13 protein-coding genes are annotated in these 16,962 nt (G+C 43.1%); 8 read left to right on the forward strand and 5 right to left on the reverse strand.

Annotated features, from left to right (window positions below; genetic code table 11):
• From M2135_RS08935 to M2135_RS08960, 6 genes are all read left to right on the forward strand, one after another.
• Complete coding sequence (locus M2135_RS08935; protein WP_280748142.1) at nt 1-1,083, forward strand: RluA family pseudouridine synthase; 1,083 nt, start codon at nt 1-3, stop codon at nt 1,081-1,083.
• A 1-nt stretch (nt 1,084) separates the two neighbouring features.
• Nucleotides 1,085-2,065, forward strand: a complete 981-nt coding sequence (locus tag M2135_RS08940; RefSeq protein WP_280748143.1) for a D-alanine--D-alanine ligase — start codon at nt 1,085-1,087, stop codon at nt 2,063-2,065.
• Between the two features lie 28 nt (nt 2,066-2,093).
• Nucleotides 2,094-3,254 (forward strand): 1-acyl-sn-glycerol-3-phosphate acyltransferase, encoded by a 1,161-nt coding sequence (locus M2135_RS08945; protein WP_280748144.1) that lies wholly within the window; start codon nt 2,094-2,096, stop codon nt 3,252-3,254.
• A gap of 180 nt (nt 3,255-3,434) precedes the next feature.
• Nucleotides 3,435-4,646: an ornithine--oxo-acid transaminase gene (gene rocD / locus M2135_RS08950; RefSeq protein WP_280748145.1), complete on the forward strand. Its 1,212-nt coding sequence runs from the start codon at nt 3,435-3,437 to the stop codon at nt 4,644-4,646.
• Between the two features lie 22 nt (nt 4,647-4,668).
• Complete coding sequence (gene rocF / locus M2135_RS08955) at nt 4,669-5,565, forward strand: arginase (RefSeq protein WP_280748146.1); 897 nt, start codon at nt 4,669-4,671, stop codon at nt 5,563-5,565.
• Nucleotides 5,566-5,717: 152 nt separating this feature from the next.
• Complete coding sequence (locus M2135_RS08960; RefSeq protein WP_280748147.1) at nt 5,718-6,281, forward strand: outer membrane beta-barrel protein; 564 nt, start codon at nt 5,718-5,720, stop codon at nt 6,279-6,281.
• Nucleotides 6,282-6,356: 75 nt separating this feature from the next.
• Here the strand turns inward: M2135_RS08960 and M2135_RS08965 are convergent, their stop codons facing one another.
• The 5 genes from M2135_RS08965 to M2135_RS08985 all read right to left on the reverse strand — a co-directional run bounded on the left by M2135_RS08965 (nt 6,357) and on the right by M2135_RS08985 (nt 12,897).
• Complete coding sequence (locus M2135_RS08965; RefSeq protein WP_280748148.1) at nt 6,357-7,112, reverse strand: succinate dehydrogenase/fumarate reductase iron-sulfur subunit; 756 nt, start codon at nt 7,110-7,112, stop codon at nt 6,357-6,359.
• Between the two features lie 78 nt (nt 7,113-7,190).
• Nucleotides 7,191-9,131, reverse strand: coding sequence for a fumarate reductase/succinate dehydrogenase flavoprotein subunit (locus tag M2135_RS08970; RefSeq protein ID WP_280748149.1), 1,941 nt, complete (start codon nt 9,129-9,131; stop codon nt 7,191-7,193).
• A 46-nt stretch (nt 9,132-9,177) separates the two neighbouring features.
• Nucleotides 9,178-9,861 (reverse strand): succinate dehydrogenase cytochrome b subunit, encoded by a 684-nt coding sequence (locus M2135_RS08975; protein WP_280748150.1) that lies wholly within the window; start codon nt 9,859-9,861, stop codon nt 9,178-9,180.
• Nucleotides 9,862-10,150: 289 nt separating this feature from the next.
• A complete protein-coding gene (locus tag M2135_RS08980; RefSeq protein ID WP_280748151.1) occupies nt 10,151-11,410 on the reverse strand; it encodes a BACON domain-containing carbohydrate-binding protein in 1,260 nt (419 codons plus the stop codon).
• Between the two features lie 200 nt (nt 11,411-11,610).
• The gene (locus M2135_RS08985; RefSeq protein ID WP_280748152.1) at nt 11,611-12,897 is read right to left on the reverse strand and encodes a DUF805 domain-containing protein; all 1,287 of its coding nucleotides are present in this window, start codon (nt 12,895-12,897) and stop codon (nt 11,611-11,613) included.
• A 407-nt stretch (nt 12,898-13,304) separates the two neighbouring features.
• Between M2135_RS08985 and M2135_RS08990 the strand changes: the two genes are divergently transcribed.
• Together M2135_RS08990 and M2135_RS08995 are read left to right on the forward strand one after the other, a co-directional pair.
• Nucleotides 13,305-16,118 (forward strand): insulinase family protein, encoded by a 2,814-nt coding sequence (locus M2135_RS08990; RefSeq protein ID WP_280748153.1) that lies wholly within the window; start codon nt 13,305-13,307, stop codon nt 16,116-16,118.
• A 90-nt stretch (nt 16,119-16,208) separates the two neighbouring features.
• The gene (locus tag M2135_RS08995; RefSeq protein WP_280748154.1) at nt 16,209-16,883 is read left to right on the forward strand and encodes a TonB-dependent receptor plug domain-containing protein; all 675 of its coding nucleotides are present in this window, start codon (nt 16,209-16,211) and stop codon (nt 16,881-16,883) included.
• Nucleotides 16,884-16,962: the final 79 nt, after the last annotated feature.

A 16,962-nucleotide genomic window follows, 5' to 3' on the forward strand; every position in this document is an offset into this window, starting at 1 on the left:
ATGGAGGAGCGTTTGGAGGAGATGTTTGACGAACAGGAAGACGACGACCTGTTATTACCCGCCCAGGAGGGTGATGATTCCCAGCAGATGTATGAGCATTTCCGTTTTGTGGCCGATAAAGGACAAACCTTGTTACGGGTGGATAAGTTCTTGGTCGACCGGATGATGGGTGCTACACGAAACCGGATTCAGCTGGCTGCAGATGCCGGATGTATTCTGGTCAATGATAAACCGGTCAAAAGCAATTATCGGGTCAAGCCACTGGATGTTGTCAGCCTTGTTTTGGATCGCCCACGCCGCGAACTGGAGATTATTCCCGAAGATATCCCATTACATATTGTTTATGAAGACGACGACCTGTTGGTGGTGAATAAACCGGCCGGATTGGTTGTTCATCCCGGTCACGGAAACTATACCGGGACATTGGTGAATGCTTTGGCATTCTATCTGAAAGATGATCCGGCCTATGATCCGTCTGATCCTCGCTTGGGGTTGGTCCACCGGATTGATAAGGACACTTCGGGATTATTGGTCGTGGCCAAAAAACCGGAGGCAAAAACGAATCTCAGTCTGCAGTTTTACAATAAAACAACGCAACGCAAATATCTGGCGTTAGTCTGGGGACAAGTACAGGAGCCCGAAGGACGCATAGAAGGAAATATCGGACGCGATCCAAAAGACCGGATGCAGATGCGGGTTTTTCCTGAAGGAGATCAAGGGAAACCGGCCGTCACACATTATACGGTCATGGAGCGGTTGGGGTATGTGACCCTGACGGAATGCCGGTTGGAAACGGGACGCACGCACCAGATACGTGTGCATATGAAATATATCGGCCATACGCTTTTTAATGATGAGCGGTATGGTGGGCACGATATTTTAAAAGGAACTACTTTTGCCAAATATAAACAGTTTGTTCAGAATTGTTTTGCGATATGTCCGCGTCAGGCCTTACATGCCAAGACGTTGGGATTTATCCATCCGACAAGCGGAGAGCAACTGTTTTTCGACTCCGAACTTCCGACCGATATGGAACAGTTAGTGGAGAAATGGCGCTCTTATGTAAATGCTAAAGAGTTATAAAATGAAAAAAAATATTGCAATAATAGCCGGTGGAGACTCTTCAGAGATTGTCGTATCGTTAAAGAGTGCAGAAGGGCTCTACTCCTTTATTGATAAAGAAAAATATAATGTCTATATTGCTCTCGTTAAAAAGGATGAATGGGTGGTGAAACTTGCAGAAAACGAATACAGCCTGATTGATAAAAATGATTTCAGTTTTCTGCAGAACGGCAAGAAGGTACAAGTTGATTTCGCCTATATCACCATCCACGGAACACCAGGAGAAGACGGACGTTTACAGGGGTATTTCGACTTGATAGGATTACCCTATTCATCTTGTAGTCTATTGACGAGTGCGATTACGTTTAATAAATTTGTGTGCAATAACTATTTAAAGAATTTTGGTGTTCGTGTAGCTGATTCGATCCGGTTGTTTGCCGGAGAGCAAATGACGGAGGAGGCGATTGTTCAACGACTGGGATTACCGGTATTTATAAAGCCGAATGACGGGGGAAGCAGCTTTGGAGTGACCAAGGTAAAAACGGAGTCACAAATCCGGCCTGCCATTGCAAAAGCGTTTGCAGAAGGGAAAGAGGTGATTATTGAAAAATATATGGAAGGCACAGAGGTCACTTGCGGATGTTATAAGACAAAAAAAGGGAAAGAAGTCGTATTCCCTTTAACTGAAGTAGTGACAGAGAATGAGTTTTTTGATTTTGATGCCAAATACAACGGGCAGTCGGATGAGATTACTCCTGCACGCCTACCGGAAGCGTTGACCAAAAAGATTCAACAACAAACTTCCCGTATATACGATCTGTTGGGAGCGAAAGGATTGATCCGGGTGGATTATATTATTCTGGCAGATAACGAACCGTATATGCTTGAGGTAAACACTGTTCCGGGAATGACTGTAGCCAGCTTTATTCCGCAGCAGGTTAGAGCCGCCGGACTCGATATCCAAGAGGTCATGTCGGATCTTATTGAGAATGAACTGAACTAGATTGATGATTAGGTAAAAAAGAAGTAAAATGAAGATAAATACAGTTACTCCTAATTTTGATGACATCCGTCCTCTGAATAATGACGAGGTCAAGGATGCGATAGAAGAACTGATTGCCAATAAAGACTTTGATGACGCTTTTCGTTATATTAAACCGGATCTAAACTGGGAAGAGTTCAGTCAGATCATGCGGTCTTGCCGAACCAAAGAGGAGTTCAAAGAGCGATTGGCCTATGAGGTGGTTATGCTGGTGGCACGAAATACCACTTTCTCCCTGACAATCTCCGGCCGAAGCCGATTGCCTGAAGGACATATCCCCTGTACGTTTATCTCCAATCATCGTGATATTGTATTAGATGCCTCATTTCTGAATGTTATGTTATATGATGTCGGTTATGGGTTAACACAGGTGGCCATCGGTGATAATCTATTGCTTAAACCATGGATAGAAACATTGGTGAGACTGAATAACAGCTTTATTGTCAAAAGAGGTATCTCTGGGCGTCAGCAGCTGCTGGCCAGTGCACATCTGTCGGATTATATCCATCACACCATTAAAGAGACCAAAGAATCAGTCTGGATCGCCCAACGGGAAGGCCGGGCAAAAGATTCGAATGACAAAACACAAAACAGCATACTCAAAATGCTGAACATGGGTGGGGAGAAAGATCTACTGACAAACATCATGGATCTGAATATTGTACCTGTAGCCATCTCATACGAATTTGATCCATGTGATTTCCTGAAAGCACAGGAGTTTCAACAAAGACGTGATAACACTGATTTTGTGAAAAGCAAACGGGACGATTTATTGAGTATGGAGACGGGTATTCTGAATAATAAAGGACGGGTACATTTCTCCATTTGTACACCTATCAATAAGAAGCTATCGGTATTGGATCCTCAGATGGAAAAGAATGAACTCTATTCGACCATTGCCGGCATTATAGACAAAGAGATATACAAACATTATCGTTTTTACCCCTGCAATTATGTGGCTTACGATATGCTGATGGCGACAAACCGTTTCAGTAATATGTATGGTGCTGCGGATAAAGAACAGTTTGAGGAGTATTTGCAAACCCAGTTAGATAAAATTGTCATACCGGAGAAAGACGAACCTTATTTGCGTACTAAAATCCTTGAAATGTACACCAATCCGTTAAAAAACTTTTTGGCAAACGAGTGATATAGTTATAATCATATATGTATGGGGATGTCTTTTTATGTATTAGGCATCCCTTTTTTTATACTTATCAATCTCTTTTTCCTGCTTCTTAACATATCCCTTTAATGCGTATACACCCATTCCCATTTAGTATCTTTGGAATGACTCTAAAGCATAGTGTATAATTAAATCAAAAGGTGTATGAATACAATGGACTATATGCTTCGTGAAGAGAAATACGGGGCGCATAATTATCATCCGCTTCCTGTTGTATTGAAACGGGGAGTAGGCGTATTTGTCTGGGATGTGGAAGAGAAACGTTATTTTGACTTCCTCTCGGGCTATTCCGCATTGAGCCAGGGGCATTGTCATCCGAAAATTGTTGCAGCATTGAAAACGCAGGCAGAGCAACTGACACTTGTCTCACGTGCGTTCTATTCAGACCGACTGGGCGAATATATGAAGAAAGCCTGTGAACTGTTCGGTTATGAGAAGTTATTGCCGATGAATTCAGGTGCTGAAGCGGTAGAAACAGCCCTTAAACTGGCCCGTCGTTGGGGATATATAAAAAAAGGAATTCCTGAAAATGAGGCTAAAATCATTGTATGCACGAACAATTTCCATGGACGGACGATAACAATTGTCTCCATGAGTACCGATCCGGATGCCTACCGTGGGTTCGGACCTTATACGCCGGGTTTTATTAAGATACCCTATAATAATGTAGATGCACTTCGGCAAGCTTTACAGGAGCCTGGGGTTGTCGGCTTTTTATTGGAACCTATACAAGGAGAAGCCGGGGTTGTTGTGCCTGATGAAGGATATCTGCGCAGTTGTTTCCAGCTATGTACCGAACAAAATGTACTGTTTATTGCCGATGAGATCCAGACCGGGATCGGAAGAACAGGGAAATTACTGGCTTGTGATCACGAGGAGGTACACCCGGATCTGTTGATTTTAGGGAAAGCATTATCCGGAGGTATTTCACCCGTTTCTGCCGTACTGGCTAATGATGAGATTATGCTGACCATCCAACCAGGTGAACATGGCTCTACTTTCGGTGGAAATCCTTTAGCTGCAGCTATCGGTATTGCCGCTTTAGAAGTTGTAGAAGAGGAACGATTAGCCGAAAATGCAGCATTGATGGGTGATCTTTTCCGAACTACCCTAAGGCATTTTCAGCATCCGATGATAACTCAGGTCAGAGGAAAAGGATTATTGAATGCTATTGTAACAACTCCCCGAAATGGGAAAAGTGCATGGGATATCTGTCTTGCTCTGAAAGAGAACGGTCTATTAGCGAAACCGACGCATAAAGATATTATCCGTTTTACTCCTCCATTAATTATTTCTGAAAAGCAAATGTACGAGGCTTTAGAAATCATTCAACAGACATTTACACAAATGAAGTAACCTCTATTAATCAAACAAACAGATGAAGATAAACGTAATCGGCGTACCGCTAAATCTTGGTTGTGACTGTGCAGGAGCGGACAAAGCGCCCAATCATTTACGAGAAAGAGGGTTAATGAATATTATCCGTAAACACGGACACCGTGCATTTGATTTGGGTAATCTGTATGTCCCTCCCGTAAAAGAGCAGGATAAATACGCACAGGGCAATACGATGAAGTATCTGGATACAATCGTTGAGGTGAATAATAACCTGGCAGAACTTGTGTATGATACCCTACACGGAGGGGCATTCCCTCTGGTAATAGGCGGAGATCATTCGTTGGGTTTAGGAAGTGCTTCGGGCGTAGGGAAATGTTATGATGATTTTGGGATTATCTGGCTGGATGCACATGGTGATATCAATACGAGTGAAACTTCACCGAGTGGGAATATCCATGGAATGCCTTTGAGTGCACTTATGGGATTGGGGAGTGAAGAATTGGTGAATATCTATGCTCCGGGAAATAAAGTGCATGCACAGAATGTATTTCTTGTAGGTACACGCAGTCTGGACGAGGGGGAGCGTGAATTAATCCGTCGTGAGCGTTTAAGTGTTTACCCCATGGACGTGATCCGGGAGAAAGGCATTGCGTTTGTAGCCGAAGATATTAAACGAAAAATAAAAACACGTAAAATTCGGAATATTCATTTCAGCATTGATGTGGATAGTATTGATCCTACGTATGCGCCGGGAACAGGTACACCGGTACCGGAAGGATTAACACCGGAGGAATTTAATGCGTTTGTAGACTCTATCCTGGCGATTAATTTGGTTAAGTCCATGGATCTGGTGGAGTTAAACCCCGAACTGGACGAAGATAATCAGACCACCAACCTTTGCCTACAAATTATAGACCATGTAATGGCACAAATATAAACGACCATATCCCACACCCTCTTTTTTGAAGAATAACCGTTTTTAATAATTTCCCAAACTCCATCAATCAAAGAAACCCAATTAGTAGAGGGTCACCACCATACTGTATCTATTTACTTTTGATCCATGATTCATCTTAAAAATCAAGGAACATGAAAAAGCTATTCTTTTTATTCGTATTGCCGCTATTAGTAAATGTATTGTATGCACAAGAACAATCGCAACCTGAACTCGAACCGCTTCGCAGAGGATATATCGGGATAGGTGTAGGGCCTGCTTTTCTGACAAAATCGTATGATAACGCCAGTTCAGGTATACAGGCGAATCTCAATTTTGGCTATCTTATTTCGGAGAGTGTCGGAATCAATGCCTCTGTTTTGGGTACATCGTTTGATTTATCGAATTACACCGATCAATCTATCGGATTATCGGGCTTTCTGGTAGGCCCTTTGTTTTCTACAGCTTATGCGGCCGATAAATTTCAATTTGATCTACGACCGACTGTAGGTTATGTCAAAGGTTCGGTAAGTGTTGGAAATAAATCGGGAACGACAAAAGAGGGTTCCTTTGCTGCCGGAGCCGGAGCGTCTGTCCGGTGGAATACCTGGAGGCTCTTTTCGCTTTCTGCGAATCTGGATTATTATTATGGGAAGATTAATGACGTCGATCTATCTTCCATAGGAGTAACCATAGGGGTTAGTTATCGATTAAAATAGAGCAAGAATCAGAATAAAAAAACGCCACTGCTTTTCGAACAGTGGCGTTTTTTATCTATCTAAAAAGAGTCTTTTTTAGTCTTGTAGTTTCGCTGTAATGAATTCACGATTCAAGCGAGCGATATTACTGATCGATACTGCTTTGGGACATTCTGCCTCACAAGCACGTGTGTTCGTACAGTTACCGAAGCCCAGTTCATCCATTTTAGAAACCATCGCTTTAGCACGACGGGCAGCTTCCACTCTTCCCTGAGGAAGTAAAGCCAACTGGCTCACTTTCGCAGAAACGAACAACATAGCCGAACCATTTTTACATGCAGCGACACAAGCACCGCAACCGATACAAGCCGCAGCATCCATCGCCAGATCCGCTTCCTTCTTAGGAATAGGTATCGCATTGGCATCAGGAATTCCTCCGGTATTTACCGAAACAAAACCACCTGCCTGAATAATTTTATCGAATGCATAACGGTCTACCATCAGGTCACGGATCACCGGGAAACCGGCAGAACGCCAAGGTTCAATGGTAATAGTCGCTCCATCTTCAAATTTACGCATATGCAACTGGCATGTGGTAATTTCCGTATCCGGTCCGTGAGGATGTCCATCGATATACAATGAACACATACCGCAAATACCTTCGCGGCAGTCGTGATCAAAGACTACAGGATCTTTTCCTTCATTAACCAGCTGTTCGTTGAGAATGTCAAGCATTTCAAGGAAAGAACTTCCCTGAGAGATATCTTTCAACGGGTACGTTTCAAAAGCTCCTTTATCTTTCGGACCTTTCTGACGCCAGACTTTTACTGTGATATTTATATTTTTGTCCATGTTTCTTAATTGTTAATTGTAAATTATTAATTGTCATTGTTTAATGGCCATTTCTCATTAACCATTAATCATTAATAATTAGTTTTTATAGTTCCGTTGCTGGCGTACTACAAATTCGTAATCAAGTGGCTCTTTCAGCATCACAGGATCTTTATCTTCTCCCTGATATTCCCAACAAGATACATAAGAGAACTCTTCGTCACGACGAAGTGCTTCACCCTCCTCTGTCTGGTACTCTTCGCGGAAGTGTCCACCACAAGATTCAGCACGGTCATAAGCGTCATGTGCCATCAATTCACCGATCTCAAGGAAGTCGGCTAAACGAAGTGCTTTTTCCAATTCCACATTCAAGTCATCAGCCTTACCCGGAATACGGACATTGCCCCAGAACTCTTTTTTCAACTTCTTCATTCGCTCGATTGCATCTTTCAGTCCTTCAGCATTACGTGCCATACCTACGAGATCCCACATAATATGTCCGAGTTCTTTATGGATATTGTCCACCGAACGTTCTCCTTGAATATTCATCAATTTGGTGATGCGATCCTGAATCCCTTTTTCAGCTTCTGCAAATTCAGGCAGATCGGTACTGAAACGCGGAACCTGAATCTGATCGGCCAGGTAATTCTGGATCGTATAAGGCAATACAAAATAACCGTCAGCCAGTCCCTGCATCAACGCAGAAGCACCTAAGCGGTTTGCTCCGTGATCGGAGAAGTTAGCCTCACCAATCGCAAACAGACCCGGTATAGAAGTCATCAATTCATAATCTACCCACAGACCACCCATTGAATAGTGGAGCGCCGGATAGATCATCATCGGTGTTTCATATGGATTATCATCTACAATTTTTTCGTACATCTGGAAGAGGTTTCCATAACGTGCTTCAACCACATTCTTTCCAAGACGGTTGATCGCTTCAGAAAAGTCCAGATAGACAGCTTGTCCTGCACCTACTCCGAAACCGGCATCGCAACGTTCTTTCGCAGCACGTGAAGCTACGTCACGCGGAACCAGGTTACCGAAAGCCGGATAACGGCGTTCCAGATAGTAGTCGCGGTCTTCTTCTTTAAGCTGTGTCGGTTTCAGTTTACCGGCGCGGATCGCTTCTGCATCCTCTTTCTTCTTCGGTACCCAGATACGACCATCATTACGTAATGACTCCGACATCAGGGTTAGTTTAGATTGAAATTCTCCGTGTACCGGTATACATGTCGGGTGGATCTGCACCATACATGGATTGGCAAAATAAGCGCCTTTTTTATAACATTGCCATGCCGCAGAACCATTCGAAGCCATGGCATTGGTAGACAGGAAGAAGGTATTGACATAACCTCCGGTTGCCACAACAACAGCATGAGCAGCAAAACGTTCCAGGCTACCTGTCACCAGGTTACGGGCGATGATACCACGTGCACGACCGTCGACTTTAACCACGTCAACCATTTCGTAACGGGTATACATTTTTACCTTGTTCAATCCGATCTGACGGCTTAACGCGGAGTAAGCGCCCAGCAATAATTGCTGACCGGTCTGACCGCGGGCATAGAATGTTCGGGATACCTGTGCACCACCAAAAGAACGGTTATCCAACAAACCTCCGTATTCGCGTGCGAAAGGCACACCTTGCGCCACACATTGGTCGATGATCGAATTAGAAACTTCAGCTAAACGATAAACGTTTGCTTCACGGGCACGGTAGTCACCCCCTTTGATTGTATCGTAGAACAGACGGTAAACAGAGTCACCGTCATTCTGATAGTTCTTCGCCGCATTGATCCCTCCCTGTGCAGCGATAGAGTGTGCACGACGAGGAGAATCCTGAATACAGAAATTTAAAACATTGAATCCCATTTCTGCCAGTGAAGCAGCGGCAGAAGCGCCTGCCAAACCGGTGCCAACAACGATCACGTCTAAACGACGTTTGTTTGCCGGGTTAACCAGTTTCTGATGAGCTTTATAATCTGTCCACTTCTCAGCCAAAGGGCCTTGAGGGATTTTTGAATTTATCTGTGTCATATTACGTTATTTTCAATAATTGATTACACCTAATAAAAGCTAAACCTTAGAGGTTTTTCACATAGAAGAAAATGGTTACGAATGCAAATCCGAGGAAAATCAGAGTCGCATAAATATTACCGATCCATTTCCAACGGTTGATCCAGATGTTATTGTTCCATCCGATTGTTTGAATAGAACTCCAGATACCGTGTGTCAGGTGGAACCATAAAGCAGCATACCAAACCAGATAACATACCACCACCCATGTCTGGCTGAAGTAGTAGTTGATAAAAGCTGCTCCATCTTGTGGAGAGACTGTGGCTCCTCCCAGTTCAACAGCATGATGGCCGAGCAGTTCGGCAAACATCATTTTGTACCAGAATTGAGCAAAATGCAACAACATAAAACCAACGATGATCACACCCAGAACAAACATGTTCTTAGACGCCCATGTGACGTTTTTCTGGCGTGCGCTCACCGCGTAACTGTCATTGCCACGCGCTTTCCGATTCTGCAATGTCAGAATCAATGCATACAGAAAATGGACAGCCACTCCGGCTGCCAGTACCAAAGTCCCTGCTACAGCATACCAATTTGCTCCGAGAAAAGCACAAATCATATTGTAAGCATCCTCTGAGAAAACGGCTGCCATATTCATGGCCATGTGGAACGTGAGGAATAAGATAAGAAAGATTCCTGATATACTCATTATCAGTTTCTTTCCGATAGAAGAATTAAGTAACCACATAAGATAATAATTTAAGTTATTGAGTTTTGTATGATGATCTTTTTATCAGGTATTTATAAAGCCGCAAAGGTAGGCTAAATCCCTATATCAAGCAATAAATTAAAGAAAATTTTCTGTAATTATCAGCTTTCTGAAAAATCGGCATGTTTTTTCTACTCCATCCGATAGAAAAACGAGAACTCTATGACGTAATTTGGTAAGACCTTCCTCTCACAGAAAAGTGTTCGAAAGGCCTTTAAAAAACCGCTGGGATGTTTGAGTTTTTGTTATAAATAATGTGAGTTTAATTTTATTTCTTTATCACATGGGTGGTAGACGGGACACGGAACAAGCAACCGGCCCAGTCATCATAGAACTGTGTTGGAATATTATTTGTTCCTCCATCCCACCAGACATACACCTGTTTCAGATTCGGACAATCGGTTGCGTCAAAATGCTCCAGATCCCGACAGTTGCTAATATCCAGTGTCTGCACAGCTGTATTATTGCAAAAAAGTCGCTTCAACCTGGTTAGTTTGCTCACATTCAACTCGGAGATAAGCGTATTACCGCATTCGAGATATTGTAGATAAGATAAATGATCAACCGCTAACTTGGATATAGGCGTATTTGAACAGGTCAACAGCGTTAAATCCACCGCCTGGGCTATTTCCAATTCAGCAATATTGGTATTGGCACACATCAATGTTTGTAATTTAGCCAGATTTCCAATCTCCAATACCGAAACTTGGGTATCCGAAACATCTATCACTTCCAGGTTCGTTAACTCTTTTACATCTAACTCCGAAATAGAAGTATTATCGCAATAGAGGACTTGAAGTTGTTTTAAATGACTGATATTTAATTCGGATATTTTTGTGTTTCCCACTCTTAATTGTTCAAGTTTAGTTAAACCGCTTAAATCAAGGGAGGATAGATTAGTATATCCGCAAAAGAGATTTTTCAGATTTGGAAAATATGTTATACCGTCCAATGATTCCAGATACTTATTATTGCTTAAATCAAAAGACGTTATCCTTTTGGCGTTGGCTCGCGTTAACTGACCATCTTTTACATAAGCTGTACTTAATAGGTATTCCCGGAATCCTTTATCTGTAATAAATAGTAAAATGTCCTCATTGTCCTCATCGTTCGGATCTTGTAACACAACACCTTCTTTTGTTTTTCCCATTTGTAATAGCGAAGTTTCATACAGGGAGTTCACAGCAGTAAGCTGCATCCGTGCAGAACGATCTTCCCCCGTGTAATTGAGAGCAAGTGTAAATGTGATCGTGTGCATACCTGCCGCTCCTCTCTTTTTATCAACCGTCACCCAGTCGGGTAACGCCCCATCGGTGTTTTTTAAGAGTTCTAATTCCCAATTACCGGTGGCTTCGAATCGTAAGGTTGCCACAGTCTCATCGGCATAAACCATTAGGTTATCCTCAATATTGATGATTTCACCTCCTTCGGGAATCTCCACTATCGAATCATCATTATTACTACAGGAGGCACAAAGGCCACAAATAAGAAAAAGAGAACATGCGAATCGTAGAATTGTTGTATTCATATTTGTTTTATTGGTAGGATTATATCACTATTACAGAGATCATGGAGATAAATATTTAATAAAACAAAACTAATAAATTATTTTATGTATGCAAAGCATTTTCCTGGAACCAATACCTGATAACGAATAGAACACAAGGGGGGGTGTCCAAAAAGTCCTTTGGACACCCCCCCTATGTTATTAATGCTTATTTCCTGTGATTAAAACATGTATATACACTTTTCACAAACTGCCGAACCGGCCGATTGATCTTTCATCTGCATCATACTGAGATGGGCATCTGTCATGCCGGGAAAAGTCCGTTTAAAGTAAGCACGATATAGCGGTGAATTGTAGAACACATGGTTCGGTACCGCATACGCCTGAACCCCTATCAGTGGGCGATTACAAACATCACACACCCCCGTTCCGGTAAATATCGGATAACGACCTGCAGATCCCGAAGAGACCTGTGGCGCCGGTTGCGGCTGTGGACGTTGCACAGCAGGTCTTGCAGATGCTGGATTCGGCTGTATGGCAGGAATTTCCCGTGCGATCATAACCTCCTCCTTTTTCCATAGCGAATACCCCAGTAAGATAAACGCCACATTCGTGAGCCCCCCTGCATTCCCGATCAGGAAAATATAAGGTTCATAAAAAGAGACAGACCCCACATTTCTGAACAAGACGAACACAATCGATAAAATGGCTCCTGTGACCAGTAATATAATAGCCGTCCGGCTCTTCTTATGTTGGATCGTTTGTACCCCGATAAGCAATAAGCCCAAGGCGCTTAAAAAAGAGGAAGCAATACCTCCGGTATACCGGATATTCACCAAACCAAAATTTTCTATATTTTGCGCAGAAGGAAGAATACTCAGAAAGAACGCAAACACACCATACAACACCATACACCAGGCTGCACTCCGACTATCCTTCCCCTCACGGCGCAAAAAGAGACCAATCAATAATAAGAATAACGGAGTGACAAACCACTGGATAAAACCAACCGCAAATCCGTTATGAAGTGTCACCATAGTATATATATTTACGCCTGCCATGATCAACATCGCCACCGAAGCCACCAGAAACGTATTCGCCACACTGCGCTCAATACCCCATTGGGTAGAAGCCGTTTTAGGATCCGCTCCAAACCGATTCTCGCCATACGTCCCCTCAAGCAACATCAAAACAAACAACCAGAAACCCCCTATCACCGGGATCAACGCAAGGATCAAATACCATCCACTTCTTCCTGTATCATGCAACCTCCGCACAGAGACAGCCCAGAAAGGAACAATTATCAACCATAAATAGGCAATCGTAAAAACCCCGTAGGGAAGACCGGCACGGATAAAATCGTCGGGGATTAAATCTGCTGTAACATCAATAACCGCAAATAAGATTAAGAACAGCATATAGAACAATACAAACATCCAATACTCTTTTCTCCGGGCTCTTCCGCGGCCATCGGCATACTTCTTCAATGCTTCAAGAAACCATTTCATATTTTTCCGTTTTTAGTCCCTTTCGGGTAGATTTATTTCAAGCAAAGATATCCGAATAACAAGCGTTGTCAATCCCCCAAAAAGGGGGAATTTTCAGCTAAATGGACGTGAGTCCGGAAGAGATTCGGGTTTCAGAGGGAAGAAAAGACCATATAGAACTACAAACAGTATGCTGACTGTTTTTTTGTCATATGCTATTCGTTTTTCTGTTACACGTAGGTCTGTTTTCTGTTAGAGGTACCTCTAAACAAATTTAGAGGTAGGTGTAAATCGATTTAGAGGTACGTCTAAATCATTTTAGAGGTACCTCTAACAGAAAAGTGTTCAAGAACTTCTAAAAATCTTTTACGATCGCTTCGAAATTCTTATTAGATTTGTCAATTCTATCGCTATAAAAACAAACAACAATGATCTCAAAAAACGTTTTCTCAACCATTATTATACTCTGCTTTGTTCATCTGACAACACTTACGGCTCAGCAGAGCAATCAACCGCTACCGATAGATCCCAATCTACGCTATGGGCAACTTTCGAACGGTATGACTTACTATATCAGACACAATGAGAAACCGAAAAACAGAGCTGATTTTTACATCGTACAAAAGGTAGGGTCTATTCTCGAAGAAGAGAATCAGAGGGGGTTGGCCCATTTCCTTGAACATATGGCATTCAATGGAAGCAAACACTTCCCCGAACAGGGTATGGATAAATATACCGAAAGTATCGGTATGCGTATGGGTGAAAACATGAACGCCTATACCGGCTTTGACGAAACAGTCTATATGTTGATGAATGCTCCTGTCGAACGACAAACGACTGTCGACTCCTGCCTACTTATCCTGCATGATTGGTCGGGGTTTTTAGCACTCGCTGACACCGCTATCGAAAAAGAACGGGGCGTAATCCGCGAAGAGTGGCGGACAGGTCAAGATGCACAAGCCCGGTTATGGGAACAGCAACTGCCTAAAATGTTCCCGGACAATAGATACGGCCACCGGATGCCGATCGGGACCATCGATGTGATCAATAACTTCCGGCCGGAAGAATTACGCGACTATTACAAAAAATGGTACCGCCCCGATCTGCAGGCGATTATTATTGTAGGAGATATCGATGTCGCATATGTGGAGTCTTCAATACAGACCCTGTTTAGTGATATCCCTGCACCCAATGATCCGGCAGAAAGAATACAGTTTGAAGTCGCCGACAACGACACTCCCCTGGTCTCTATCGCCAAAGATAAAGAGGCCTCTTATCATATCCTCTATCTCTTTTTCAAACACGACAAACTCCCGACCGAAGTCAATGCAACGATCACAGGGATGGTCATGGATTATATCCGCAGTGCCAGCGCAACCATGATGAACGACCGTTTCGACGAGATGGTACTACAACCTACCCCTCCGTTTATTTTCGCTCAATCGTTTGATGGCGACTATATGGTGGCCCGTACAAAAGCGGCCTGGACAGTCACAGCCATTGCAGAAGAAGGCGCAATCAATTCTACATTGAGTACACTGGTCAATGAAACCGAACGCATGAGACAGTACGGCTTCACTCCTTCGGAATATGAACGGGCAAAGACAAACATCCTCAAACAATACGAGTCGGCCTACAACGAACGCGACAACCAGCAAAACGATAGTTATTCGCAGGAGTATGTCAGCCATTTTACCGAAGGAGGTTATACGCCCGGCATTGAAATGGAGTACGCACTGATCCAACAGATCGCAGAAACGGTGACTGTCGAACAAATCAACGCATATATCAGTAGTATCATCGGTGAAAAAAATATCGTGATCGGATTAACGGGTCCCGACAAAGAAGAACTCACATATCCTACAGAAGAGGAACTGCTCCAGGTCTTTACAGAAGCCCGGAATCTTCCCGTTGAGCCATATGTTGAAAACGTCTCCGATGAGCCTCTGATTCCTCATTTGCCTACGCCCGGAACAATCGTCCGTGAAGAAAATGATCCATTATTCAATGCTCACGTACTCACATTGAACAACGGTATTAAAGTCGTATTGAAACAAACCGATTTCAAAAAAGACCAGATCCTCATGACCGCTACCCGTTCAGGAGGAACAACGCTCTTTGATGATCACGACGTCGACAACTTAAAAGTGATCAACGACGTTATCGGACTTGGAGGTTGGGGGGAGTTTTCGGCGATCGACCTCAACAAACGACTGGCTGGGAAAAAGGTCTCCTGTTCAACCGCTATCGGCACCGATAATGAAAGTGTCAACGGTATGGCAGCCCCAGCAGATGTGGAGACGCTCTTTCAGTTGATCTACCTCTCATTCACCGCCCCACGCCGGGATGATGATGCCTATATGTCGTACATGACTCGTATCAAAGCCCAATTATACAATCTGGAGTTAGACCCGATGGTCTCTTTCAGCGACACCCTGATGCAAACTGTTTATGCAGGCAACCCACGCACCCAACGGTTGAAAGCCAACGATTTTGAAAACATCAGTTATCAGCGCCTTCTTCAGATGTATCACGAACGATTCGACGATGCCTCCGGATTTGTATTTACCTTTGTGGGAAATATCGATATCGAAGAGATAAAACCTTATATCAAACAATACCTGGCATCGCTACCTGCATCCGGACATATAGACGCGCCCAACGAAGCGAATTTCCCGCCAATTCAAAAAGGGGGAATAAATAAACGGTTCAACCGTCACATGGAAACCCCCAAGGCATCCGTGATTAGTCTCTACTCCGGACAAATGGCTTATACCCTCGAAAATGCGTTGACTGCCACCATTCTCAAACAGGTTCTCGACCTGGTATACACCGAAAAAATCCGAAAAGAAGAGGGGGCAACTTATGGGGTACAAACTTCTGCACGTGTTTCCCTCTTTCCTGAAGGACGAACCACGCTGCAAATCTATTTTGATACCGATCCGGCACGCTTCCACGAGATGAATACCATCATTCGTGATGAACTCAACCGTATCACAGAAGAAGGCCCCCGTCAGGAAGATTTCCAGAAAACGATCGACAATCTATTCAAACGATATGCCGAGAACCAGGAAGAAAATAGTTATTGGCTAAATATTCTCGACAACTACTATTATAGGGGAATAGATAGTTATACTTCCTATCAGGAAACGCTTCAAAAGCTGACACCCGACAAGGTCAGAATATTCTTAAAAGAGTTGATTGATCAAGAGAACAGAATCGAACTGATTATGGAACCATAAATGAAACTTTATTTTTTCTCCAATAATGTATAGGGTATTTCATTTGTAAACAGTCATATGATAAAGAAAAACACACAAAAGAAAACGATCATGAAAAAGAACATTCATACCTTTATTCTCATCCTACTGGCGACGCTGAGCCATTCGGTAGTTGCCCAAAACGATACCTTGATCGGGATCCTTCGCAACGCAGATACCAAAATTGTCAAACGGCATCAAGTCAGATTAGGAAAAGAGAAACCAATCAAAGTGAAAACCGACAAACACGGGATATTCAGAATCCCCAATGCCAACCTCAACGATACACTCTATATCTACATAAAGAGTGAACAACGAGAAGTCCAGATTCCCGTCCGGGGATACGATATCTTAAATATCATGTTACGCCAAGGATCATTTACTGCCGAACCGACGACTATGGATGACCCTTATCTCGTACAACATATGTTGCGCCAACGCAGTAAACTCTTAAGTTCGGATACTATGAATAAATCTCAGATAGAGGAAAGTGGATGCACCGATGTATTGTGTTTGTTGCAGCGTATGAGTGGAGTTATTGTCAACGGTGAATCGGTACGGGTTCGTGGTATCACCTCCCTCAACGCCGGTTCCGATCCGTTAGTGATAATCGATGGTGTCCAGGGAGGATCATTGAATATGTCGGCTTACGATGTCAGTGAGATTACCGTCCTTAAGGAGACCACGCAATACGGTATAAAAGGGGCGGCAGGCGTCATTCTCATAAAAACAACAAAAGGGAATTAATTCTAAAGAAAATAACAGTTGGAAGTATAATAAATAAAGCGCATATTTTTCACCGTAAAACAAAACAATCTGCACGATA

The organism is Parabacteroides sp. PF5-9, assembly GCF_029893105.1.
In the GTDB taxonomy this organism is placed as follows: domain Bacteria; phylum Bacteroidota; class Bacteroidia; order Bacteroidales; family Tannerellaceae; genus JARXWG01.

Excerpts from the sequence above, each read along its gene's own strand:
- rocD (WP_280748145.1), top strand. The coding sequence starts at position 3,435 with ATGAATACAATGGACTATATGCTTCGTGAAGAGAAATACGGGGCGCAT.
- M2135_RS08935 (WP_280748142.1), top strand. The coding sequence starts at position 1 with ATGGAGGAGCGTTTGGAGGAGATGTTTGACGAACAGGAAGACGACGAC.
- M2135_RS08945 (WP_280748144.1), top strand. The coding sequence starts at position 2,094 with ATGAAGATAAATACAGTTACTCCTAATTTTGATGACATCCGTCCTCTG.
- M2135_RS08960 (WP_280748147.1), top strand. The coding sequence starts at position 5,718 with ATGAAAAAGCTATTCTTTTTATTCGTATTGCCGCTATTAGTAAATGTA.
- M2135_RS08975 (WP_280748150.1), bottom strand. The coding sequence starts at position 9,861 with ATGTGGTTACTTAATTCTTCTATCGGAAAGAAACTGATAATGAGTATA.
- M2135_RS08940 (WP_280748143.1), top strand. The coding sequence starts at position 1,085 with ATGAAAAAAAATATTGCAATAATAGCCGGTGGAGACTCTTCAGAGATT.
- M2135_RS08980 (WP_280748151.1), bottom strand. The coding sequence starts at position 11,410 with ATGAATACAACAATTCTACGATTCGCATGTTCTCTTTTTCTTATTTGT.
- M2135_RS08965 (WP_280748148.1), bottom strand. The coding sequence starts at position 7,112 with ATGGACAAAAATATAAATATCACAGTAAAAGTCTGGCGTCAGAAAGGT.
- rocF (WP_280748146.1), top strand. The coding sequence starts at position 4,669 with ATGAAGATAAACGTAATCGGCGTACCGCTAAATCTTGGTTGTGACTGT.
- M2135_RS08990 (WP_280748153.1), top strand. The coding sequence starts at position 13,305 with ATGATCTCAAAAAACGTTTTCTCAACCATTATTATACTCTGCTTTGTT.
- M2135_RS08985 (WP_280748152.1), bottom strand. The coding sequence starts at position 12,897 with ATGAAATGGTTTCTTGAAGCATTGAAGAAGTATGCCGATGGCCGCGGA.
- M2135_RS08995 (WP_280748154.1), top strand. The coding sequence starts at position 16,209 with ATGAAAAAGAACATTCATACCTTTATTCTCATCCTACTGGCGACGCTG.
- M2135_RS08970 (WP_280748149.1), bottom strand. The coding sequence starts at position 9,131 with ATGACACAGATAAATTCAAAAATCCCTCAAGGCCCTTTGGCTGAGAAG.